19 protein-coding genes are annotated in these 21,993 nt (G+C 61.8%); 7 read left to right on the top strand and 12 right to left on the bottom strand.

Annotated elements, in window-relative coordinates:
• Window positions 1–176: 176 nt before the first annotated feature.
• Both NR126_RS19490 and NR126_RS19495 read right to left on the bottom strand, forming a co-directional pair.
• Window positions 177–995, bottom strand: coding sequence for an aminoglycoside phosphotransferase family protein (locus tag NR126_RS19490; protein ID WP_256830873.1), 819 nt, complete (start codon window positions 993–995; stop codon window positions 177–179).
• A gap of 21 nt (window positions 996–1,016) precedes the next feature.
• Complete coding sequence (locus tag NR126_RS19495) at window positions 1,017–1,475, bottom strand: SRPBCC family protein (protein ID WP_256830874.1); 459 nt, start codon at window positions 1,473–1,475, stop codon at window positions 1,017–1,019.
• Between the two features lie 172 nt (window positions 1,476–1,647).
• Here NR126_RS19495 and NR126_RS19500 point away from each other — a divergent pair, with 172 nt between their 5' ends.
• Together NR126_RS19500 and NR126_RS19505 are read left to right on the top strand one after the other, a co-directional pair.
• Entirely contained in the window at window positions 1,648–2,058 is a 411-nt protein-coding gene (locus NR126_RS19500) for a GFA family protein (protein ID WP_027620704.1), read from the top strand.
• Window positions 2,059–2,092: 34 nt separating this feature from the next.
• A complete protein-coding gene (locus NR126_RS19505) occupies window positions 2,093–2,488 on the top strand; it encodes a lysozyme inhibitor LprI family protein (RefSeq protein ID WP_027620705.1) in 396 nt (131 codons plus the stop codon).
• Window positions 2,489–2,527: 39 nt separating this feature from the next.
• Here NR126_RS19505 and peaD read toward each other — a convergent pair whose 3' ends face one another.
• The 4 genes from peaD to peaA form a co-directional block, all read right to left on the bottom strand.
• Window positions 2,528–3,646: a quinohemoprotein amine dehydrogenase subunit beta gene (peaD, locus tag NR126_RS19510; protein ID WP_027620706.1), complete on the bottom strand. Its 1,119-nt coding sequence runs from the start codon at window positions 3,644–3,646 to the stop codon at window positions 2,528–2,530.
• A 24-nt stretch (window positions 3,647–3,670) separates the two neighbouring features.
• Window positions 3,671–3,994 carry a quinohemoprotein amine dehydrogenase subunit gamma gene (gene qhpC, locus NR126_RS19515; RefSeq protein WP_008016081.1) on the bottom strand — a complete coding sequence of 108 codons (324 nt, stop codon included), beginning with the start codon at window positions 3,992–3,994 and terminating at the stop codon, window positions 3,671–3,673.
• A gap of 1 nt (window position 3,995) precedes the next feature.
• Complete coding sequence (peaB, locus tag NR126_RS19520) at window positions 3,996–5,426, bottom strand: quinohemoprotein amine dehydrogenase maturation protein (protein ID WP_027620707.1); 1,431 nt, start codon at window positions 5,424–5,426, stop codon at window positions 3,996–3,998.
• A 79-nt stretch (window positions 5,427–5,505) separates the two neighbouring features.
• A complete protein-coding gene (peaA, locus tag NR126_RS19525) occupies window positions 5,506–7,086 on the bottom strand; it encodes a quinohemoprotein amine dehydrogenase subunit alpha (RefSeq protein WP_027620708.1) in 1,581 nt (526 codons plus the stop codon).
• 313 nt (window positions 7,087–7,399) lie between these two features.
• Here peaA and NR126_RS19530 point away from each other — a divergent pair, with 313 nt between their 5' ends.
• The gene (locus tag NR126_RS19530) at window positions 7,400–8,062 is read left to right on the top strand and encodes an HAD family phosphatase (protein WP_027620709.1); all 663 of its coding nucleotides are present in this window, start codon (window positions 7,400–7,402) and stop codon (window positions 8,060–8,062) included.
• 14 nt (window positions 8,063–8,076) lie between these two features.
• On the opposite strand, the gene NR126_RS19535 is transcribed toward NR126_RS19530, so the two are convergent.
• Entirely contained in the window at window positions 8,077–8,277 is a 201-nt protein-coding gene (locus NR126_RS19535) for a hypothetical protein (RefSeq protein WP_146118221.1), read from the bottom strand.
• 120 nt (window positions 8,278–8,397) lie between these two features.
• Here NR126_RS19535 and NR126_RS19540 point away from each other — a divergent pair, with 120 nt between their 5' ends.
• The 4 genes from NR126_RS19540 to NR126_RS19555 all read left to right on the top strand — a co-directional run bounded on the left by NR126_RS19540 (window position 8,398) and on the right by NR126_RS19555 (window position 14,088).
• Entirely contained in the window at window positions 8,398–8,919 is a 522-nt protein-coding gene (locus tag NR126_RS19540; RefSeq protein ID WP_027620710.1) for a sigma-70 family RNA polymerase sigma factor, read from the top strand.
• On the top strand, window positions 8,916–9,872 hold the full coding sequence (locus NR126_RS19545; protein WP_256830875.1) for a FecR family protein: 957 nt from the start codon (window positions 8,916–8,918) through the stop codon (window positions 9,870–9,872). The genes NR126_RS19540 and NR126_RS19545 overlap by 4 nt, the downstream gene beginning before the upstream one ends.
• Before the next feature lie 76 nt (window positions 9,873–9,948).
• Window positions 9,949–12,429, top strand: a complete 2,481-nt coding sequence (locus NR126_RS19550; RefSeq protein ID WP_256830877.1) for a TonB-dependent receptor — start codon at window positions 9,949–9,951, stop codon at window positions 12,427–12,429.
• Between the two features lie 168 nt (window positions 12,430–12,597).
• Window positions 12,598–14,088 (top strand): aldehyde dehydrogenase, encoded by a 1,491-nt coding sequence (locus NR126_RS19555; protein WP_256830878.1) that lies wholly within the window; start codon window positions 12,598–12,600, stop codon window positions 14,086–14,088.
• A gap of 36 nt (window positions 14,089–14,124) precedes the next feature.
• Here NR126_RS19555 and NR126_RS19560 read toward each other — a convergent pair whose 3' ends face one another.
• The 5 genes from NR126_RS19560 to mrdA form a co-directional block, all read right to left on the bottom strand.
• Window positions 14,125–15,420, bottom strand: coding sequence for an NAD(P)/FAD-dependent oxidoreductase (locus tag NR126_RS19560; RefSeq protein ID WP_027620714.1), 1,296 nt, complete (start codon window positions 15,418–15,420; stop codon window positions 14,125–14,127).
• Entirely contained in the window at window positions 15,417–16,094 is a 678-nt protein-coding gene (locus tag NR126_RS19565; RefSeq protein ID WP_256830879.1) for a S8 family serine peptidase, read from the bottom strand. Before NR126_RS19565 ends, NR126_RS19560 begins: the two co-directional genes overlap by 4 nt.
• A complete protein-coding gene (locus NR126_RS19570) occupies window positions 16,084–17,802 on the bottom strand; it encodes an ABC transporter ATP-binding protein (RefSeq protein WP_256830880.1) in 1,719 nt (572 codons plus the stop codon). The genes NR126_RS19565 and NR126_RS19570 overlap by 11 nt, the downstream gene beginning before the upstream one ends.
• A complete protein-coding gene (locus NR126_RS19575) occupies window positions 17,802–19,706 on the bottom strand; it encodes a sigma-54-dependent Fis family transcriptional regulator (RefSeq protein WP_256830881.1) in 1,905 nt (634 codons plus the stop codon). The genes NR126_RS19570 and NR126_RS19575 overlap by 1 nt, the downstream gene beginning before the upstream one ends.
• Before the next feature lie 211 nt (window positions 19,707–19,917).
• Complete coding sequence (gene mrdA / locus NR126_RS19580; RefSeq protein WP_027620718.1) at window positions 19,918–21,810, bottom strand: penicillin-binding protein 2; 1,893 nt, start codon at window positions 21,808–21,810, stop codon at window positions 19,918–19,920.
• Window positions 21,811–21,993 lie beyond the last annotated feature (183 nt).

Here is a 21,993-nt window from a genome sequence, read left to right on the forward strand (position 1 = left end):
GGTTTTTCAAGACCATGACGACATCCTGTCGCTGCACTCCCTGCAAATGGCCGATCATCCATGATCCTGAGTACATCCTGTGCTCAGTTGATGGGTGTAGATTACGCATCGGATCCAATCTGCAATAGAAGACATTGCTACCAGCGCGTGTAAGACATTCGCCATAGCTGGCTGCGTCAGTTGCCGGTGGCTGATCCGGCGTCCAATGCCCGCACAGCGAGTCCGGCGACCTCCAACTGAGCGTCCGCCGCCTGCCGATCGTCATCTTCAAGAAACCACGCGGCGGACAATCCGGCAAACGCCAACACCCATTGCAACAGGCGCCGAGGTTGCAACCCTGCAAGCTCCGACACCAGCGCCACTTGCCGGGTAAACCGCAGTGGGTCCCTGGCGCTGGGCAAGTCAGGGTTGCAGATCAGGTTGGCGTAGTCGAAGGTGCGCTCGCCGGTGACCTGTTTAGGATCGATGGCCAGCCAGCCGCGTTCGGCGAAATCAAGGATGTTGTTGTGGTGCACATCGCCATGCAGTACGACGATATCCTGCGGCGTGGCGAGCAGATAGTCGGCACTGGCCAGGCTCTGGCGCAGCAGCCCGCCATGGCTGGCAGCGGCCGGTGGCAGTGAGCGAAACCAGTGCTTCATGCTTGCCAGCGGCGGCAAGGGCGACGAGCGCGGAAGGTGCAGGCGCGCCACGGCGGTACAGATGATTCGGCTGGCCTCGTCGTCCTCGCCGTGCTGGGCCATGTGCAGCAACGACCGCTGACCCTCGGCGCGCTCCATCAGCAATCCGTCGCCGTCATGGGCATACACCCGCGCCGCGCCGTCGCCACGCCACCAGACCATCAACCGGTTGCCGAACTTTTCTTCATCATTCAAGGCGATCTTCAGCATTGCCGGCTTGCCCTTATAGCGCACCGGTAACAGGCGGCTGCCCAGGGTGATGATCGGCGCGCCATCGGCCTGCAGTTGCCATTGACTCAGATACGGCTCAAACATTCAGTGCTCGAAACGGTGGGGTCAGAATTGGTCAAGGTACTTCTCGATGTTGCTCATTTGCTCATCCCAGCCGCGACTGTTCATGCGAAACGCCTTGAGGCGACGGCTTTCGGGAATGTTATCAAAGCCGGACTCCACGACTTTCAGCAAAGTGCCGCCCTCCCTGTCTTCCAACTCGAACAGCACCAGGGTGGTGGGCTCGTTGGAGTAGTCGATGTTCGGGTCCACCGCATAAGGATGCCAGCGAAAGGCAAATACCCGCTCCGGCTCGACCCGCATGACCTGGACATCCCACAACAGATGTTCGTAACCCTTAAAGGTAATCTGCCCCTGAGAGCGCTCGCCAGCGACAAAACGCTGGCCCTCCAACGCCACGCCAAACCACTGACCGAAGGCTTCAGCGTTGGCCACCACCCGCCACACGGTCGAACGCGGTACCTTGAGCAGGATCTTTCTTTCGATACGATCTGAACTGTGCATGGGGCACCTCCTGTGGTGAACACTAGGCGCGGACAACGGAACCGGCAATCCTGTTGCTGCATCCACCCCATGTGACTGAATCTGGCGCGGTTTGTTCCGATCTGCGCGACGCCCCGCCAACAGTGTTAACGTCCACTTTTGACCGCTTATCAGCCCTGTGAAGGAATACACCATGAGCCCACTGCGCGGCAGTTGCCTGTGCCAGGCCATTGCCTACGAAGTCGATCAGCTCGACATGCCCATCAGCCATTGTCATTGCCACACCTGTCGCAAGGCCCACGCCGCGGCGTTTGCCTCGACCGCCGGAGTAATGCGTGAACACTTTCGCTGGACCCGGGGTGAGAACCTGCTGGCTTGCTTTGAATCCTCGCCCGGCAAGCTGCGACATTTCTGCCCACGCTGTGGCAGCCACTTGATCGCCGAACGCCCGGCCCAGCCCCATGTGATTGTCCGCGTGGCGACCCTGGATGACGACCCTGGCGCTACGCCCGAGGCCCACATTTGGATCTCCCATGCCGTGCCGTGGCTGGCCGACCGGGATCTACTCGAATGCGCGCAATGGCAACCGAAGCCCGGTAGCTGAAACCTGATCCTCAACTCTCAAGCGAGTGTTTTTTATGCGATTAGCTTATTTCCTGGCCCTGACACCGTTGCTGCTCAGTGCTGCTGTCCAGGCTGATGACTGCGCCAACGCCAGCACCCAAGGTGCGATGAATGAATGCGCTGCAAAGCAGTACAAGCAGGCCGACAGCCAGCTCAACGCCCTGTACAAGCAAATCAACAGCCGCTTGCAGGACAACCCTGACAACAAGAAACGCCTGGTCAGCGCCCAGCGTGCCTGGGTGGCGTTCCGCGATGCCGAGTGCAGCTTCGCGGCCTCCGGAGTCGAGGGCGGCAGCGTTTATCCGATGATCTACAGCGGCTGCCTGGCCGAGCTCACGGAAAAGCGCGTGGCGGCATTCAAGAACTATCTCGATTGCCAGGAAGGTGACCTGAGCTGCCCGGTGCGCTGAGTCACAGGCCGGGGCAGCCCAGGGGTCGCTGCGCAGTAATCAGCGGGTAAAGATCTGCGCCGTGGTGATCGCCATGTCGCCGCCCGGCAGCTTGATGCTGCCGATCTGCTTCATGGTCTCGGGATCGAAGATCGCCACGTCGTTGAACGTACCGGCCAGGTAGATCTTGCTGCCGTCCTTGTTGAAGGAAATGCAGTAGTAGGAGTGGTCGAGGGTCGCCGCCCCGAGCATCTTTTTCTCCTTGATGTCGTACTTGGCCAGGCGGTTGAGCACCCCGAACATCAGGTTCGGATCCTTCGGCGAGCGCATGCCGCTGAAGTAGATTTCGGTCAGCGGACCGAAGTCGGTGGTCTCGGTCTTGCCGGTTTTCAGATCGACGCTGAATAGCCCGTAGAGGTATTCGGCGGTGGCCGGGTCCTGCTTCTTGTCCTTGAATTTCGCCGCAGTGTAGAGCAGCGAGAAGTCATGGCGGTAAGTCTGCTGGTTCCACACGTAGAGCACGTCCGGCGCACTGTAATTCGGGCGCTTCCAGTGACGGCTGGGGATCAGCACGTCAAACTTGCCAGTCTTCACATCGACCTTGTAGACATCCGCACCGGCCACGTACAAGGTGCCGTCATCGCCGCTCTGCATGATGGTCAACTGACGTGGCGCCGGGAAACTGCGCACCGGCTTGGCGTCCTGACCGGCGTCGGTGGCGTAGACATCAAGCCGTGGCGCCTGGACTTCGTAGCGGTCGTTGAGCATGCGGGTCGGGTTGGCGATGGTGTACAGCTCCTTGCCGTCGTGACTGACGGTGAAGGCAAACATCGACCGCGCCTTTTCCCCCGGCTGCTGGGTAATGCTCGCATGGAATACCTGCTTGCAGCTGTCCAGCTCGACGCCGTAGACATCGGCGTAGTGGTTGTTCAGCACGTAGGCGGTCTTGCGGTCCGGCGACAGTTGGATGGTCCCCGGGCCGAACGCATCTGCCAGCTTGCAGGTCTTGTACAGGGTATCGGTCTGCAGGTCGATGACGTGCAGGTTGTTCGGGTAATTGGTGGTCACCATGTATTCGTGACCAGCGTTGAGCGCGAGGTTTTCATCGGCCAAAACACTGAGCGAACAGCTGCTCAAGAGGGCAAACGCGGCCAGGCCGCAGGCTTTGATGCTGTGCATGCTGGAATCCTTCTTGTTATCTGATCACTTGTCTTTCGGGAAGACAGTGCCGAGGTTGCGCCAGTTGTCGTTGGACGCCTGGGCATCCTTATTCCAGTCCGGGTAGGTGCTCATCATGTCCGGCACCTGAGCTGGCCACCAGCAAGGGTCGGAGCAGCCGTAGAGATCGGCCTCCATCGGCTGGCACAGCGACGACACGCCACCGAACGCATCGATCTCCCAACCCGGGTCGGTGGTCGATGCGCACCCCGCCACGGAGCTCATGGCCACCACTTCTTCGATGCGGTTCTCGTCCGCGGCCTGATCCAGCTTCAACGCTTTGTTATTGATTGCCTTGAGATGTTTCATATCAGTGAGCCTTGCGCGGAGTGATGTAACTGCTGATGAACGCAGGGTTATTGGCCATGATCCGGGTGTAGACCTCGATGCCGAAGTCGACCCAGTCACGCATCAGTTCGCAGTAGTGGTAAGTCGGGTGCGTCGGATCGCCGTAGCGTGCATAGCTCTCGTGATAGCAGCCACCGGAACACAGGTTGCGGATGTTGCAGTCGTTGCAACCGGTGTTGGTGCGATCGAGGCGCTCGGACAGGAAGTCGTTCAACTCCATCTGTTTCACACCGCTGTGGACGTTGCCGAAGGTCGGCAACGTCGAGCCGGTGAAACGGTGGCAAAGGTTGAGTTCGCCCTTGTGATCCACCGCCAGCATCTTCAGCCCGGCACCGCACGGCAGGGCTTTCTTGTGGCCCTCGTGGATGTCGGTAATCAGCTGATGCAGGTTGGAGAAACCGATGTTGCGATGCTCCAGTGCTGCTTCCAGGTAACGTCGACCGAGGGCCTTCATGTTGGCGAACACCTGCACCAGTTCGTCGCTGCTGAGGTTGAAGCTACTGATGTCGCCAGAGGTCACCGGGGCGAAGCCGACTTCGGCAAAACCCAGTTCGTTGAACAGGTGATCCCAGATGGTCTCGACGTCGGTGACCCCGGTGGTCAGGGTCACGCGAGCGCCCACCGGTCGACTGTTGTAGCGCGACAGGAGCATCTCGGCCTTGCGCCGCACCACATCATAGGTACCCTGCCCGCCCACGGTGATGCGGTTGCGGTCGTGCACGGTTTTTGGCCCGTCGATGCTCACCGACAAACCGAAGCGGTGGGCATTCAGGTAGTCCACGGTGTCTTCGGTGAGCAGCGTGGCGTTGGTGGTCATGACGAATTCGACGAACTTGCCCGCCTCGGCAAACCGCTTTTCACAATAGTCGACCATGTACTCGATCAGCTTGCGATTGCTCAGCGGCTCCCCACCAAAAAACACAACCGTAAACCGCTCTTCGTCCGGTGACTCGCGCAGGAGCATTTCCACCGAGGCGATGGCGGTTTCGACGTCCATCTTCTTGCCGGCCGAGGGTTTGTCGAGGTCTTCCTTGTAGCAGTAGGTGCAGCTCAGGTTGCAGCCGGTGTTGACGTTGAGCACCACGGTGTTGATTGCCGTGCGCTCGACCCGTTTGGTGGCAATGTCCGGGGTCAGCGGCGAGCCGTCGCTAACCAGTTCCAGGGCCATCAGCTCGCGCAGGGTTTCGCTGATTTCCTCGCCGTTGAAGCGTGCGCCGAGGCGCCGGATCAGTTCGTCCGACGAGCAGCCCGGGCCGCGTAACGTATCGATGATGGTGCCCGTCAGTTCATCGCTGGCGAACAGCGAACTGCTGGGGATGTGAAACAGCATGCGGTCGGCATCGACCTGCACTTCGTGCAGATTACGTTCGACCAGATTCAAGATAGCGCCCATCGCAAACCTCCTGTGCAAGCCCCTTTACGCGGGGCTTGCGGTCATTCCGAAAAGTGTCTGAAACCGTGTCGGGCCAGCCTTATGGAATGGGTGGATTGTTCCAGCGTTGCACGGTGACGATCATCTGACCTTCGCCGGTCAGGGACTTGCCCCCATCGTCGACGGCGGCGATCACCTTGAGGTTGCCGGCATTGTTGGTGGACATTTTGCGCGCTGGATTCGGCCCGGCATCGCCCGGTGTGAACACGCCGCTGTCGGCCTGCATGGTGCCGGCAAACTTGACGTCTTCGTCTTCTTTGGCACGCTCGTCGAAGGCCTCGACCTTCCACTGCGCCGGGAACACCCCGATACGATACGGCTTGCCATCGGCACCCTTGCCCCAGGCTTCGGCATCGAAACGGCCCTGGACTTTCGGCGTCGAACCACCGCCATCGCCGATCCGCGCCACGGAGAACGCGGGCACTACCTTGATCTCGGCGATGTTGCTGTAAACCGACAGGCTCGGTCCTTTCAGCGCGCCGACGCTGACGGTCCGCAGGCCCGGCTTGGCATCGCTGGCGGCCTTGAGTTTGACTTTGATCTGCTCAGGACTCTGCGCAATGACTTCCAGTACTTCGACGCCTTTGCCAAAGTCCGGCTTGCCTTGCAGACCCGCGCCGATCAGGGTCACTTCAGTCTCGGTGCCAGCCTTCAGATAACCCGGCTGCACCGCCAGCAACTGGCTGGAGCCGTGTTTGGCGGCCGTGAAGTCGAGCCCGCGCTCATCGTGCTCGGCCTCGAACATCCGGCCTTGCAGTTGCGTGCCCTTGGCCGCCAGCACCTGACGCATGACCACGCCATCGACCGTCACGTTGCCGCGCCACTCGTAGCCGCTGTAAAGGATCGCACTGCCGTCGCCATTGAACGGACTGCCGTCGGCGTACTGGCCCTTGACCGTGACCTTGAACTGATCGTTGCCCTCGCTGCTGACGCTCATCACACCCGCCAGCTCGCCCTTACCCGGCAAATGGCCGCTGAAGCTCCAGTCGCCCGCCAGGGTCTCGGCCTTGGGCGCGGTTTTCTGCCAGGTTTTCCAGGCCGGGTTGTCCAGTGGATAACGCTTGGCCAACAACGGCACCATCTCTTTGCGCGCCAGGTCGAACCAGTCGCGATCCCGCGACAGCGCCTGGTATTCCAGGGACGGCCATTGGCCGAGGTGGAAGTTCACCAAGCGCTCCCATTCCTGGGCCGGACGGCGTTGCAAGGCCACCCGCGCACCGGAGTGGCAGCGACCGCACATCTGACTGGTCTGCTCGTCGAACTGCTCGACCGTGTTCAGTCGGCGCTCGAGGGCGTAACGCACGCCATCCGTTTCGCTCGGCGCCAGGCCCTGGGTATCGGCCAGGTATTTGACCAGGGTGCGGCGGTCGTCATCGCTGATCTGCAAACCATGCATGGTCTGCATCCGCGCAATGCTCATCAGCCAGCCCTCGGGGGTCTTGCGCTGGTGGCTGATGCGGCTCAGGGCGTTGTCCGCTTCCGGGGTATGACAGCCCTGGCAGGTTTCCTTGAGGATGCTCTGGGCATCACGCGCGGCCATGCTTTGCGGCGCATGCAGAGCGGCACACGCGGCAAGCGCTAGGAGACTGGCGCTCATGCCTGATCGGAGTTTTCTCTTCATCAACGTCGAACCTCGCACGGTGCTTTCTTATTGTTGGAATGGTCGTTTTTATGGTTTCTACCGCCAGCGAGCGAATCGCCGGCGAAGGCAAGAGAAACGTCTGCAACGAGCAATACACAGAGCGTGCCAGCTTGTGAATACCTCGATAAATCAACGTTTTGTGGGGAAGCCTGAGGATTTTGAGGGGATTGCTGACCAGAGACGGCGTTTAATTTCGCGACAGCTGTTGCACTCTGAGACGAGCATAGATGAGCCGACCTCGTATAGGATGATTGCCCACCCGCTTAACCGCTTCAGCCAAGGGAATCGCACCATGCTCACTGCCTTGCTCTTCGACCTCGATGGCACCCTCACCGACACCGATGCCCTGCACTTGCAGGCCGTTCAGGAGCTCTTGCTGGAGGAAGACGGGCGTGCATTCAGCAAAGCCGAGTTCGAAGCCCATGTCAGCGGCCAGGCCAACGTCAACATGTGCCGCTACCTGTTCCCCGAACGCCCGGTGGCCGAACACGAAGCCTTTGCCGAGCGCAAGGAAGCGCGGTTTCGCCAGTTGTCGACACACTTGAAGCCAATTGCCGGACTGGAACGTCTGCTGGATTTCGCCGAAGCGCAGGCGATTGGCGTAGCGGTGGTGACCAATGCGCCCCGAGCCAATGCCGAGCACATGCTTGAGGCCCTCGGCCTGCAAGCGCGCTTCGAGCAGATGGTGGTGGCCGAGGAACTGTCACGCGCCAAGCCCGATCCTCTGCCTTACCTGACCGGCCTGGCGCGCTTGAATGCCGCTGCCGAAGTCAGCCTGGCCTTTGAAGATTCGATCCCGGGCCTGACCGCCGCGGTCAACGCCGGAATTTTCACCGTCGGCCTGGTCACCAGCCAGCGCCGTGAAACGCTGCTGGCGGCGGGCGCACACCTGGCGATTGAAGACTTCAACGACCCGCAGCTATGGGCGGTGATCGATCGCATGCTCGGCCGCTGATCGAGGCAAATGGATCAGGACCGCTTGTCCCCACGCGCCGCGCGCTTCTTTTCATCGCCGCGCCTGAGATAACCAAAAAACAGCCAGACAAATGCGCTGCTGCTGGCGACGCCAGCATGCTCGGCGCCAGTCAGCACCATGACCAGCCACACGCCATACAGCGCGCCGCCAACCGTCATCATGTGCCAACCTTTAATCCTTGCACGCCAATCCATGGTTGATCCTTATTCCTTGAGAACGCGCAAACCCAGGGTCTTTCAACTCCGCGGCTCACCGTTGCGGGAGAACAAATACTTAGCGTAGCATGTAATAATTCTCATTAACAAAAAACACCCATGAAGCCTAGAACACCCGCATCGGCCGACACGCTGGACGCTCTGTACCAAGGCCATCATGGGTGGCTGTTGAACTGGTTGCGGCGCCGCCTGCACTGCCCGCACAACGCCGCCGACCTGGCTCAAGATACCTTCGTGCGCGTCCTCTGCACCGGCCCTTACGTCGTGCCCCGTGAACCGCGGGCGTTCCTGGCGACGGTGGCGCGGCGGTTGATCATCGACAACAGCCGGCGCAAGCGCCTGGAAAAAGCCTACCTCGACGAACTGGAACTGTGGGCTGCGCACCTCGACCAAGCGCCCTCCCCCGAGCAGATCTTCGAAGCCGTGCGGGTGCTCGAAGGCATCGACCGGGCGCTGTCGCGCATGCCCACGCGAGTTCGCGAAGCGTTCATCCTGCGGCACATGGAAGGCTTGAACCAGACCCAGATTGCCACGCGCCTCGGCGTCTCCTTGCGAACCGTGCAAATGGACCTGGTGCTGGCCCTGGAAGCCTGCGATGACGCTGCCGGGACGGGGTCATGAACAGTTCACTGCCCCATTCGATCCGCCGCCAGGCCGCCGAATGGCTGGTACGCCTCGATCATCAAACGGACGCCGAAACCCGCCAGGCCTTCACTGAATGGCTGGCGCTCGACCCGCAACACGCCAGCGCCATCGCCCGCCTGCAAGGGCATCTCGCACCGCTGCAAACACTCCCCGCCCAACCCGCCACGGCGACCTTGCGCCGTGCTGCGAGCAGCCGGCGCCATGGTCGCAGCATTGCCTCGCTGGCCCTGCTGGCGATGGTCGGCCTGCTGGGTAGCTATTCGATGCAACAGGGGCTGATGTTCGCCGATCTGCACACCGCCAGCGGCGAACGCCAGCACCAACGGCTGGCCGATGGCAGCCAGATCGACCTGGACAGCGACTCCGCCGTCGACCTCGACTTCGACCCGCAACAACGGCGGGTCAAGCTGCTGCGCGGCGAAATTCTGGTGGAGGTGGCCAAGGATCCGGCGCGCCCGTTCTCCGTGGTGACGGTGCAAGGCAGCATTCGTGCGCTGGGTACGCGTTTTCTGGTCGAGCAACTGGACGATGCCACTCAGGTGACCATGCTCGAGTCCGCCACCCGCATCGACGCCGGCGGACGCAGCCAGACCCTCAACGCCGGCCAGCGCCTGCGCTTCGATGCAAACGGGCCTGGCGCGGTGGAACAGGTCGACAGCCAGGCCCTGCAAAATGCCTGGGATGACCGGCAGCTGTTGGCCTACAACCAACCGCTGACCGACGTTCTCGAGCGGCTGGCGAGGCACCGCAAGGGCCTGGTGCTGTTCGACAAGCAGGCGCTGTCGGCGCTGCGGGTCACCGTGATGCTGCCCACCGATGACAGTGATCGAGCCTTGCGCCTGCTGGCCCGGACGTTACCGATCGAAATCAGCCACTACACGCCCTGGCTGACCCGGGTGACGCTGGTCACCAAGCAGAAAAACAACTAATTTTCATTCTCATTGCGTGTTTTCGAAAATCATCCGTCCTCCCCAATGCCAACAAAATGAACGGAGATTCGCAAACATGACTTCCCCTTACCGCCTGCTGCTGGCGAGCCGCCTGAGCCTGTGCGCCTTGCCGCTGGTGTTGCCGACCCTGGCCTATGCCGAAAAACCGGTGCAGGCCTACCACATTCCGGCCGGGCCACTGGAGCAGGTACTGGGACGCTATGCCCAAGCCGCAGGGGCGCCGATTTCCCTGCAAAGCCAGCAGTTGAGCGGTTTGACCAGCCCGGGGGTCGACGGCACCTACACCGTATTGGAGGGTTTCGCTCAGGTCCTGCGCGGCACTGGCCTGACCGTTTACAACAGTGACGACGGCTACCTGCTGCAAAAAGTGCCCGCCAGTGCCGGCGCGCTGGAACTGGATGCGACCAATATTTCTGCGGCAGTGCTGGGGAGCACCACCGAGGGCACCGGCTCGTACACCACCGGCGAGACCGCTGCGGCCACCCGCATGAACCTGAGCCTGCGCCGCACCCCGCAGTCAGTGAGCGTGGTTACCCGCCAGCAAATGGACGACCAGAATCTGCAAAGCATTTCACAAGTGCTGCAGCAAACGCCGGGCATCATCGTCAACCAGGAAAGCTCCGAGGCCTACACCTTCTACGCCCGTGGCTTCAAACTGGAAAATTTCCAGTTCGACGGTGTGCCGAGCCTGTCGTCGGACGGCGGCTCGCTGCGTGACAACTACAGCATCGGCAACAGCCTGATTTACGACCGCGTCGAAGTGCTCAAGGGCGCGACCGGGCTAGTCAACGGTTCCGGTTATCCGTCCGGGGTGATCAACCTGGTGCGCAAGCGGCCGACCGACAAATTCCAGGGCAGTGTCAGCGCCGGAGCCGGCTCCTGGGACAAGTACAGCGTCGACGTCGACCTGTCCGGCCCGCTGACCGACAGCGGCAATATCCGTGGGCGCATGGTCGCGGGCACCCAGTCCCAACACAGCTACGTCGATTACCTGACCGGCGAGCAGAACACTTTCTACGGTGTGCTCGAAGCGGACCTGACCGACAGCACCGTGCTCACTGTCGGCTATGACGTGCAGAAGAACTACGACAACGGCAGCACCACCGGCGCCCTGCCCGCGTTTTATCAGGACGGACGCACCGTCAAGTTCGACCGCGACACCAACGCCGCCGACCGCTGGACCTGGCGCAACCAGGAAACCCAGCGCGCATTTGTCGAACTGGCCCATACCTTCGACAACGAGTGGGTGATCAAGGGTGTGCTGAGCAACCGTGACTATCGCACCCGCGAGCTGATCTCGGGAATCAGCAGCGAGCCGGTGCAAGCCAATGGCAGCATTTCCCATGGCTTTATCGGCGGCAACATCGACCCGGTCACCGGCGACGTGAACAACGAGGGCACCGCGACCAAATTCAACACCACCAGCCAGGAGCAGGACTTCGACCTCTACGCTCGCGGGCCATTCTCCCTCGGCGGACGGGTGCATGAAGCGGTGTTCGGCTACAGCATGGCCCACACCGAAGCCACCTCCAAACGCTACGACGGCGTGACCAACGGGGTGATCGACGATGTCTTCCAGTGGGACGGTTATGGCGACAGACCGCGCAACTTCGAATGGTGGTCGACCTTCGATATCGAGGCCCGGCAGAAGGTCGGCTTCGCCGCCACCCTCTTCAAACCGACCGATGCCATGTCGCTGATTTTCGGCGCGCGAATCGTCGATTACAAATGGGACATCGACACCATCAACGGCAGGGGCCGACGTTTCCCGGCCAGCGCGACCAACTCCAGCGAAATCGTGCCGTACACCGGCATCACTTACGATCTGGACCAGCACCACACGGTCTACGCCAGCTACACCGACATCTTCAAACCCCAGGCCTACAGCCTCGGCACCGATGGCAAGCCGATCGATCCACTGACCGGGCAAAGTTATGAGATAGGGATCAAGGGCGCCTACTTCGAAGAGCGCCTGAACGCCAGCCTGGCCCTATTCGAATTGCAGCAGGACAACTTCGCCATTCTCACCGGCGGCACCACTCCCTCGGGCGCCGATGCCTACCGCACCGCGCAAGGAGTCACCACCCGTGGCGTCGAGATGGAAATGTCGGGCGAGGTGATGAAGGATCTGCAACTGATGGCCGGCTACACCTTCGCCGAGTCCCACGACGCTGACGACCAGCGTGTCGCGACCAACCAACCGCAACACCTCTTCAAGCTGGCGACCAATTACCGTCTGCCGGAGGAATGGCGCAAGGTTACGGTGGGCGGCAACCTCTACTGGCAGAGTTCGAGCTTCTTCAAACCGAGCGATGAAGACTGGTACTCGATCGATGATCCGAGCGCCAAGTTCGAACAGAAATCCTACGCACTGGTGGGGCTGGTGGGTGGCTACGACTTCGCCGAAAACCTCAAGGCGACGGTCAACGTCAACAACCTGTTCGACAAACATTACTACAGCGGTATGGGCAACTACGGCACGGTGTTCTGGGGGGCACCACGCAACCTGATGTTCAACGTCAAATACAGCTTCTGATCCGTTGCGCCAGTGATTGGCGCGTCTCAAGCGCTGTCGCAATGTGCGACAGCGCGGCGCTTTCGACACCCTCGTTTTTGCCCCGGGAGCCCGGTAAACCCGGGCCTCGGCGAAACTGGCACACGCGTTGCGAACAACCTCGCCACACGAACAAGACGAGGTTCCAACATGTCGCTTCCCACTCTGCTTCCCGCCGTTTCGGCCTTCATTCAACGCGCCCCGCGCATGCTGGTCGGCGCCGCGTGGGTCGAGGCCGCCGACGGCCAGACCATGCCCCTGCACAACCCTGCCACCGGCGAGGTGCTGTGTGTGGTGCCCAAGGCCACGCCTGAGGATGTCGACCGCGCCGTACTCGCCGCTCGCCAGGCCTTCGATGACTCGGCGTGGACCCGCACCCGCCCGCGTGAACGACAGAACCTGCTGTGGAAACTCGCCGACCTGATGCAACGCGACGCGGAAATCCTCGCGCAACTGGAATGCCTGAATAACGGCAAGAGCGCCGCCGTGGCCCAGGTGATGGACGTGCAACTGTCGATCGACTTCCTGCGCTATATGGCCGGCTGGGCCACCAAGATCGAAGGTTCCAGCGTCGAAGTCTCGCTGCCCTTGATGCCCAACGACCAGTTCCACAGTTTTATCCGCCGTGAAGCGGTGGGCGTGGTGGGCGCCATCGTCGCCTGGAACTTCCCGCTGCTGCTGGCCTGCTGGAAGCTCGGCCCGGCCCTGGCCACCGGCTGCACCGTGGTGCTCAAGCCAGCAGATGAGACGCCGCTGAGCGCCCTCAAGCTGGCCGAACTGGTGCTCGAGGCCGGCTACCCCGAGGGCGTGTTCAACGTGGTCACCGGCACCGGCATCACCGCCGGCTCGGCCCTGACCCACAACCCGTTGGTGGACAAGTTGACCTTCACCGGCTCAACCGCCGTGGGCAAGCAGATCGGCAAGATCGCCATGGACTCGATGACCCGGGTCACCCTGGAACTGGGCGGCAAATCACCGACCATCGTCATGGCCGATGCCGATCTCAACAGCGCCGCAGCCGGTGCCGCCAGCGCGATTTTCTTCAACCAGGGCCAGGTCTGCTGCGCCGGTTCGCGGCTCTATGTGCAACGCAAGCACTTCGACAACGTAGTCGCCGACATCGCTGATATTGCCAACGCCATGAAGCTTGGTAACGGCCTCGACCCCAGTGTCGAAATGGGGCCGCTAATCTCGGCGCGGCAGCAGGAGCGCGTCTACGGCTACATCGAACAAGGCCGGCAAAGCGGCGCTACCATTGCTTGCGGCGGTGAGCAGTTCGGCCCGGGGTTCTTCGTCAAGCCAACGGTGATAGTCGACGTCGATCAGAAGCACTCGCTGGTCCAGGAAGAAATTTTCGGCCCGGTGCTGGTGGCCATTCCGTTCGACGACGAAGCTGATGCCCTGCGCATGGCCAATGACAGTCCCTATGGACTCGGTGCGAGTATCTGGTCCAACGACCTGGCAGCCGTGCATCGGATGATTCCGCGAATCAAGTCCGGTTCAGTCTGGGTCAATTGCCACAGTGCGCTGGATCCGGCACTGCCCTTTGGCGGCTACAAAATGTCCGGGGTTGGACGGGAGATGGGCTATGCGGCCATCGAGCATTACACCGAGCTGAAATCGGTGCTGATCAAGCTGTGATCCTCACGCGGCAGGCGTCGAACGGCGCCTGCCGCTTCAGGGCTTATAACCCTGGGCCAACAACCAACTCCTGACCATCCGCCCCTGCTCCGCATCCAAGCCGGCCAGCGCTTGCCGGCCCGGTTCGCTGCGTAAACGGCGCAGCAAAGGCGCCAGTTCGATGCCCTGCACATGCCAGATGCCCAACGGCTGATCGGCTGTGATCACCACCTCGGCCTCGTCGACAAAACCGTCCCTGAGCACCGGCGCCGATTCAATCCGCAACGCATTGAAATCCGCCTGCGCATGGGCCATCTCGGCGTCTGGCCAATGGCGCCGAGCCTGCCAGAACGGCTGATGCAACCAGCGCAGTTCATCGGCATAAAAGTCCCGCCCGATTCGCGCAAACCTCAGGAACAACTGCTCCACCCGCTGCTCATGAAAACGCCGCGCCAAGGCCGCACGCTCGGGTTTGCGCAGCAGAGTGTTGATCACCACCGGCGCCTGCAACGCCGACGACAACGACTGGAAAATCCCGTTGCCCGACAGCGGATCAACAGCCATTGCCGCATCGCCGACGCGAATCCAGTTGCTGCCACACAGCTGTGAACTGAGGATCGCCGTGCTGCTGCGCGCGTGCAGTTGCAGGTCGACTTCCTCGCCCGTACCAAACAGTTCGGCGGCCAATTCAGAGGTGCGTCGTCGTGCTCGGCAGTAGTCGAGCAGGTGCGCCTTGCCGGGCAGCTCGGCGCTGGCCACGTCGACGGTCAGTTGCCAGTAACACTGGCCATCGGCGCGCCGGGCCATCCACGCCCAGCCGTCCTCCAGGCTTTGCACCGCACTGGCGGTATTTGCAGGTGCACCTTGCCAGCGATTCAGCAGGCTGACCGTCTCAGGCCCACGTCGGCCCTTGCCCATGGCCGGCGCCTGACGCCCACGGGCCTCCACCAGAAAGTCTGCGGCCAACACGCCATGGCCTTCAACCTCGACCCGATGCCCACCGACATCCGAATGCACCGCCAGTACCCGGCCCTCGATCAGCTCGACCCCGGCCTGGCGTAAATCCTCGCGCAGGCCTCGATCAAAGCTCGGGCGATCGAGGAGAAATTCGATGTTCTGCGCATGTTGCTGGCCGTTCCACGACACCTGGCGCTGGGACGGCAACGTCGCGTTTGCCAGTGCCTGATGCAGACCGGCGCCGCGCAGCGCCTCCAGCACCCGTTGTGAAACGCCTTCAAGGGCAGAGAAGCGGCGCCAGTCGCTGACCAGCGTCACCTCATAGCCCATGCGCCGCAGCCCCAACGCGGCCGCCGCCCCTGCCGGTCCGGCACCGAGGATAAGGATTTCAGTCATGCCTGGGTCCGCCGCTCGCGACCGCGATAGTGCGCGTTGTCCTGAAGCCATTGGATGATTTCGCCGTTGCTTGCATCCCGCCTTGTACCGAGAAAACGGGCGATGTGCCCGGTTAATGTCGCACAACCGAGACTGGCGCCCGACTGCCCGGCATAGGCACCACGCACGCACGCGGCGAAATCCGCTTGCGGGCTATCGAGCCAGGTCCATTGGTGCGCATCGCAGCGAGCGTCTCCGGTCACCCGCACGACTTCGGGATAATTCGCCGGATAGACGCCCTCGCCCTGAGCCGGGCTGGACGCACATAACAGCACACCACGCGCCGTCGCTGCGGCACAGGCTTCACGCAGTAGGCTGCGGTCCTGGCGCAAGCCAAGGCTGAGGTTGATCACTCGCACCTGCTGCGCCACCAGCCAGTCAATCGCGGCGGCAATCTGCAGGGCACTGGTGATGCCGCGACGGTCAAACACCTGGGCGACGTAGAAGCGTGCTGCGGGAGCACAATGCTGGATCGCCTCAAGCACCGCCGTACCATGGCCCAGCGGGTCATCGATCAACACATCCTCGGCGGCCCCCTGCTCCAACAGGTAAAACCGTCTGCCCGCATCGACCAGCGCGCCTTGCGCCGGCGCGTGACCGCTGTCCACCAGGCCAATGCGCAGCTCAGGCGTCATGCAGCACCCGCACCGGCGTCAGTACGCCATCCAATAGCTCAAAGCGCAGGTCGGCATCGGCCAGGGTCGACGGCCGATGACTGATGAGGATCCGTGTGCGCGTGGCAAACAAGCGGTCGATGGCTTCGATGACTTCGCGCTCGGTGGCTTCGTCGACCGCCGAGGTGGCTTCGTCGAGCACCAGAATCATCGGATCCTGCAACAAGGCCCGGGCGATGGCGATCCGCTGTTTCTGGCCGCCGGACAATTGCTGGCCGCGTTCGCCCAGCGGACTGTCGAGGCCCTCGGGCAAGGACTCGATCAGGCTGTCGAGCTGCGCCAGGCGTGCAACCTGCGTCACCGCTTCGCGGCTGGCATCGGGCACGGCGTAGGCCAGGTTGTCTGCCAGGCTGCCGCGAAACAGCACGATGTCCTGGCTGACCACGGCGATGCGCTGGCGCAGTTGGTACAGGTCCAACTCACGCAGGTCGACACCACCGAGCAGGATACGTCCGGACTGCGGATCGTGGTGGCGTTGCAGCAGGTCGATCAGGGTCGACTTGCCGACACCCGAGCCGCCGCTGAGGGCGACTTTCAGGCCGTGGGGAATGCTCGCTTCAATGCCTCGCAAGGTACTCGCCCGCCCGGGATGGCTGAAGTGCACGTTGTCGAAACGCAGTTCGCCGCTGGCAGGCATCGGCTGTGCCGCGACTGGCGTGGTCACCGTCGCCGGTTCGCCGCGCAGCTCCATAACCCGGCCCAGGCTGACGGTCATGCGCTGGATCGCCACGTACAAACCGAGCAGGCTCTGCACCGGCCCGACCGCCATGCCCAGGTAAGTGGAAAATGCGATCAGTGCCCCCAATTGCCAGGTGCCCTGCACCACCCAATAGCCGCCGATCAGGAACGCGCAGGCGCGGGATAGCGAGGTCAGGGTGCCGGGTACCGCCTGGGTGAAGAACTCAGTGACTTGCAGGCGCAGCAGCTGGCTCATATAGCCCTGCCCGAGGCTCTCCAGGCGCCGTGCTTCGCGCTGCTGCTGACCGGCCGACTGGATGAACTTCATCACCGGCAGGGTCTCGACCATGAACGAGGACATGTCCGCCGAACGCTCGCGCAATTGCCGCACATCGCGCTCGACCTTGCGCCGCATCCAGCGCAGCCACAGCACATCCAGCGGAATCAGCACCAGGGCCAGCAATGACAGCTTCCACGACAGGGTCAGCAGCATCGCCACCGCACACACCAGGCCGATGATGCTCGACACCGCAGAGAACAGCGAATCCAAGGCAAAGCGCTGGATCTCGGCGACGTCACCGTCCAGGCGCGACATCAGGTCGCCGATCCGCCGCTGCCCGTAAAACCCCGGCGACAGGGTTTGCAGGTGCCGGTATAGATCGTCACGCAGCGCGAACAGAATGCGTCCGGAAAGCCGCGTGTGCAGGTAGCGGTTGATGCCCGACAACCCGGTGCCGAGCAGGCCGGCGACAATCATCAAACCAGCGATCAGGACCAACATTGAGAAATTTTTCGCCAGCAAACCGTCGTCGATCAGCAGCTTGGTCAACCACGGTTGGACCAGCACCAGCAGCGACGCGCAGACCGACAACCCGAGCAGGCCGGCAATCGCCAGGCGGTGCGGACGCACGAAGCCATACAGCCAGGCCAGCGCGGCATCCAGCGCTTGCGGGTCGGGGCTGTCGACCAGCCTGACAATCAAGCGCCGCATCAACTGCGCAACTGTTTGAGCTTGCGGTACAAGGTCGCGCGGCTGATCCCCAGCGCATCGGCTGCCGCCGAGACATTGCCCTGATGGTTGTCGAGGGACTGGCGGATCAGCTCCAGTTCGTTTTGACGGATGCTGCCAGTGGACGCGCGTTCGCCGGCATTGAGTTCATCGAGCATGCTGTCCGGCAGGTGGTCGAGACCGAGGACCGTTTCACCCGGCTCACGCATCGCCAAGGCGGTACGCAGGACCATTTCAAGTTGACGGATGTTGCCCGGCCAATGGTAAGCGGCAAGCAGTTGGCTGAGGTCGGCCTTGAGCGTCACGCTCGGAGCGTCGAGCTTGACCAGCAGGCGCTTAAGCAACTCGCCGAAATCCTCCCGCTCGCGCAGCGCCGGGAGCATCACGCTGATACCGTTGACTCGGTAGAACAGGTCCTCACGAAAATGCTTGTCCTCGACCAGGCGCTTAAGATCACGGTGCGTGGCGCAGATCAGCGCGACGTCGATGTCCTGTTCTTCGCCAGCCCCCAGTGGCGCGACTTTGCGGTCTTGCAGCACACGCAACAGGCGGGCCTGCAGGGCCAGCGGCATGTCGCCGATTTCATCGAGAAACAGCGTGCCGCCATGGGCTTGCTGCAGGCGACCAATCATCCCGCCGCGCCGCGAGCCGGTGAATGCACCTTCGCGGTAGCCGAACAGCTCGGACTCGATCAGCCCTTCGGGAATCGCCGCGCAGTTGACCGCAATAAAGGGTTTGTCGCAGCGACTGCCGGCCAGGTGCAGCGCACGTGCCACCACTTCCTTGCCGGTCCCGGTCTCGCCCAGCAGCAACACTGGCAACTCATTGGCCAGGCCTTGCCGGGCCATGCGCAACGCCCGCGCGTAGCGGCTGTTACTGCCAGCCAGGGCATCGAGATCGGGCGGCGTCTTGCTGGTTTTTGCTGCCGGACGTGGCGTTATGCCGACATTCAATGAACGGTGCGGCGCACGCAGGGCTTTGTAGAAAAATTCGCCCTTGGCCGTTTGCAGGCTGCCAACCGCGCCTTGCTGCAGGCGCGCGAGCAATTGCACGCCATCGACCCCGAGAAACGCTTCGCAGCGCTGTCCAACCAACGCTGCGCGCTCGGCGTTGAGCAACTGGCAAGCCTGGGCGCTGACCGCGAGGATCTGCCCGCCCAGGCTCACCGCCAATAGGCCCTGCCAAGGCGATTCCAGGTATTGGCGACGACTGTGGAAGGCGAGCACGATCTGATCGGCGAAGCTGGCGTTGAACACCCGGCTCTCGATCTGGCTGACCGCCATGGCCAGCAACGCGGTACTGTCGTGGACGCGTCCCAACGGGCCTTCGCGCGTCAGATCGAGCACCCCGAGGATGTCGCCCTGAGGGCAATGAATGGGAACTGAGGTGCAGGAAAATTCGCTGAGGCGATCCAGATAGTGTTCGCCGCAGTCGATCAGGGTCGGCCGCGCCTCGACCAATGCCGTGCCCAGCGCATTGGTGCCGCGTACCGCTTCACTCCAGCAGGCACCGAGCGTAATGTCCTGCAGGCCGCTGCCCTTGAGTCGGTCGGCGCGGCCTTCAACGGCGAGAATGGTGGCGTCGGCGTTGGCCAGAATGATCAGGCCTTCCTTGCCCTGGCGGGCCGCCAGGTAATCGATGGCCGGTAGTGCTGCGTCGATCAGCAGGCGGTTGCTGGCCAGCAGCACCTCAAGGCTGGCACTCGATTCCAGCGCCAGTTCATGTTTGCCGTTGAAGTGCACACCGTGGCTGAGGCTGCGCCGCCATGAAGCATCGATTTCGGCGCGCAATACACCATCGGGGACTTCGCCCTCCAGGTGGAGTTTCTCCCGGGCTAGCCGGGCTTCGTGGGGCAACTGTGCAATTGTTGTTTTTATAGGGCTCATCAAGCGCTCCGGATCGGTCCGTCCAGCACCTTGCGGGGTCGTGTCCATGCCTGCGACGCAGCACGCACGTCATGGCAAATGTCTACACCCGGTACACAGGGCAGTAAAGGGAAGTTTGTGCTTCCCTCAAGCAAAAGCTGCGCCATTGATCTGCGGCGCCTGTGCCTATGTTTACGTTAACGTAAAGCAACTGGCAAGTGGCTGTTAGGCTTCAGACGTGGGGGTCACCCGGTGTTTTGCTCGGACTGGCGTATTGCGGCTTCAAGTGCCCTTGGTCATCCAGCAGCCAGGCGTCCATGATCTGCCGCACCACAGGCCCCGCGACACGACCGCCCGCCTCGCCATTCTCGATCATCACCGAGATGACAATCTGCGGATGCTCCGCCGGGGCGAAGCCAACAAACAAGGCGTTATCGCGATTGCGCTCGCGGGTTTTCAGGCGGTCGTAGCGCTCGCCTTGCTTGATCGCCACCACCTGCGCGGTACCACTCTTGCCGGCAATCCGGTATTGCGCACCCGCCGCCGCCGCACGGGCAATGCCGCGCGGATCGTGCATGACCATCTGCATGCCGTGATTGACCTGCTCCCAATCCCGGGGATTTTTCAGCAGGATGTTGGGCATCGGGTGGTCGTCCACCGGTGCGACACCGTCCACCGTTTTTGCCAGGTGCGGACGGTTCCACACGCCCTTGTTGGCGATCAGCGCAGTGGCCTGGGCCAGTTGCAGCGGCGTGACCTGCATATAGCCCTGGCCTATGCCAAGAATGACCGTTTCGCCGGGGAACCAGGGTTGGCGACGGGTCGCACGCTTCCAGGCCTGGGATGGCATCAGCCCGGAAGACTCCTCGAACATGTCCATCGAGACTTTCTCGCCAAGGCCGAACTTCGCCATGTAGTCGTGCAAGCGATCGATCCCCAGCTTGTGGGCCAGGTCATAGAAGTAGGTGTCGTTGGAGCGCATGATCGCCGCGTCCATGTCGACCCAACCGTCGCCGCTGTGATTCCAGTTCCGGTACTTGTGGTCGAAATCCGGCAATTGGTAATAGCCCGGGTCGAACACCCGGGTTTGCGCGGTGACAACACCGGTGTCGAGGCCGGCGATGGCTACCTCGGGCTTGATCGTTGAGCCTGGCGCATAGAGGCCGCGCAGGACACGGTTGAACAAGGGGCGGTCAATGGAGTCATGCAGCGCGGCATACTCCTTGAAGCTGATGCCGGTGACAAACAGATTGGGGTCGAAGCTGGGTTTGCTGACCATCGCCAACACTTCGCCGGTTGCCGGATCGAGGGCGACCACCGAACCACGGCGATCACCCAGGGCGGCTTCGGCTGCTTCCTGAAGCTTTACATCGAGGCTGAGGACAATGTTCTTCCCGGGAATTGGGTCGGTGTGCTTGAGCACGCGCAACACGCGGCCCTGGGCGTTGGTCTCAACCTCTTCATAACCCACGTGCCCATGCAGTTCGGCTTCGTAGAATTTTTCGACGCCAGTTTTGCCAATGGACTGAGTGCCTCGGTACTCCACTGAGTCGAGGACCTTCGATTCTTTTTCGTTGATCCGTCCGACGTAGCCAATCGAGTGGGCAAAGTGCGCACCCAAAGGATAGTTGCGGACGAACTGCGGTTCGACGTCGATTCCCGGCAGGCGAAATTCGTTGACGGCGAGAATGGCGATCTGTTCTTCGGTGAGTTCGTAAAACAGCGTGACCGGTACGAAGGGATGACGCGCCTGCTTCATCGCCTTGTCGAACACCGCGCGATCTTCGGCAGGCAGATGCAACAGGCTGATGATCGAATCCAGTTCGCCTTTAATGTCAGTCGCGCGTTCGCGGGTGATGGTCAAGTTATAGCTGGGCCGGTTGTCGGCCAACAACACGCCGTTGCGGTCATAAATCAGGCCACGGGTCGGGGTAATCGGCAGCACGTGCACCCGATTGTTTTCAGAAATAGTGGAGTGATAGTCAAACTCGACGACTTGCAGGATGTAAAGGCGCACGACCAGCGCACAGGAAATGGCCGCCACGAGTAATGCGCAGGCCAATAACCGCTTATTGACCATGCGAGTTTCGTTCTCGTGATCCTTGATGTGAATCGGTTCCGGCATGTCTACAGCCTTGAAAAAAGAGCTGCACCATAGCAAAACACTGCGCTCACATCAGGCCAAATCCCCCGAATGGTGCCCGTTCAACATGAAGATTAAGTCAGGTTATGCAGCAGGATTTTTAGGACGCAAAAACAAAACCCCTACCTGCATTCGCAGATAGGGGTTTCGGAATTTAATCTTGAC

It is taken from the genome of Pseudomonas sp. Pse1, from assembly GCF_024519635.1.
GTDB lineage: Bacteria > Pseudomonadota > Gammaproteobacteria > Pseudomonadales > Pseudomonadaceae > Aquipseudomonas.

What these genes read in the sequence shown, in the direction of transcription:
- NR126_RS19495 (WP_256830874.1), bottom strand. Translation starts at nt 1,475, where the DNA reads ATGCACAGTTCAGATCGTATCGAAAGAAAGATCCTGCTCAAGGTACCG.
- NR126_RS19505 (WP_027620705.1), top strand. Translation starts at nt 2,093, where the DNA reads ATGCGATTAGCTTATTTCCTGGCCCTGACACCGTTGCTGCTCAGTGCT.
- NR126_RS19575 (WP_256830881.1), bottom strand. Translation starts at nt 19,706, where the DNA reads ATGAGCCCTATAAAAACAACAATTGCACAGTTGCCCCACGAAGCCCGG.
- NR126_RS19500 (WP_027620704.1), top strand. Translation starts at nt 1,648, where the DNA reads ATGAGCCCACTGCGCGGCAGTTGCCTGTGCCAGGCCATTGCCTACGAA.
- NR126_RS19565 (WP_256830879.1), bottom strand. Translation starts at nt 16,094, where the DNA reads ATGACGCCTGAGCTGCGCATTGGCCTGGTGGACAGCGGTCACGCGCCG.
- mrdA (WP_027620718.1), bottom strand. Translation starts at nt 21,810, where the DNA reads ATGCCGGAACCGATTCACATCAAGGATCACGAGAACGAAACTCGCATG.
- peaD (WP_027620706.1), bottom strand. Translation starts at nt 3,646, where the DNA reads ATGCACAGCATCAAAGCCTGCGGCCTGGCCGCGTTTGCCCTCTTGAGC.
- NR126_RS19530 (WP_027620709.1), top strand. Translation starts at nt 7,400, where the DNA reads ATGCTCACTGCCTTGCTCTTCGACCTCGATGGCACCCTCACCGACACC.
- NR126_RS19560 (WP_027620714.1), bottom strand. Translation starts at nt 15,420, where the DNA reads ATGACTGAAATCCTTATCCTCGGTGCCGGACCGGCAGGGGCGGCGGCC.
- NR126_RS19540 (WP_027620710.1), top strand. Translation starts at nt 8,398, where the DNA reads ATGAAGCCTAGAACACCCGCATCGGCCGACACGCTGGACGCTCTGTAC.
- NR126_RS19555 (WP_256830878.1), top strand. Translation starts at nt 12,598, where the DNA reads ATGTCGCTTCCCACTCTGCTTCCCGCCGTTTCGGCCTTCATTCAACGC.
- NR126_RS19535 (WP_146118221.1), bottom strand. Translation starts at nt 8,277, where the DNA reads ATGGATTGGCGTGCAAGGATTAAAGGTTGGCACATGATGACGGTTGGC.
- NR126_RS19490 (WP_256830873.1), bottom strand. Translation starts at nt 995, where the DNA reads ATGTTTGAGCCGTATCTGAGTCAATGGCAACTGCAGGCCGATGGCGCG.
- peaA (WP_027620708.1), bottom strand. Translation starts at nt 7,086, where the DNA reads ATGAAGAGAAAACTCCGATCAGGCATGAGCGCCAGTCTCCTAGCGCTT.
- peaB (WP_027620707.1), bottom strand. Translation starts at nt 5,426, where the DNA reads ATGGGCGCTATCTTGAATCTGGTCGAACGTAATCTGCACGAAGTGCAG.
- NR126_RS19550 (WP_256830877.1), top strand. Translation starts at nt 9,949, where the DNA reads ATGACTTCCCCTTACCGCCTGCTGCTGGCGAGCCGCCTGAGCCTGTGC.
- NR126_RS19545 (WP_256830875.1), top strand. Translation starts at nt 8,916, where the DNA reads ATGAACAGTTCACTGCCCCATTCGATCCGCCGCCAGGCCGCCGAATGG.
- qhpC (WP_008016081.1), bottom strand. Translation starts at nt 3,994, where the DNA reads ATGAAACATCTCAAGGCAATCAATAACAAAGCGTTGAAGCTGGATCAG.
- NR126_RS19570 (WP_256830880.1), bottom strand. Translation starts at nt 17,802, where the DNA reads ATGCGGCGCTTGATTGTCAGGCTGGTCGACAGCCCCGACCCGCAAGCG.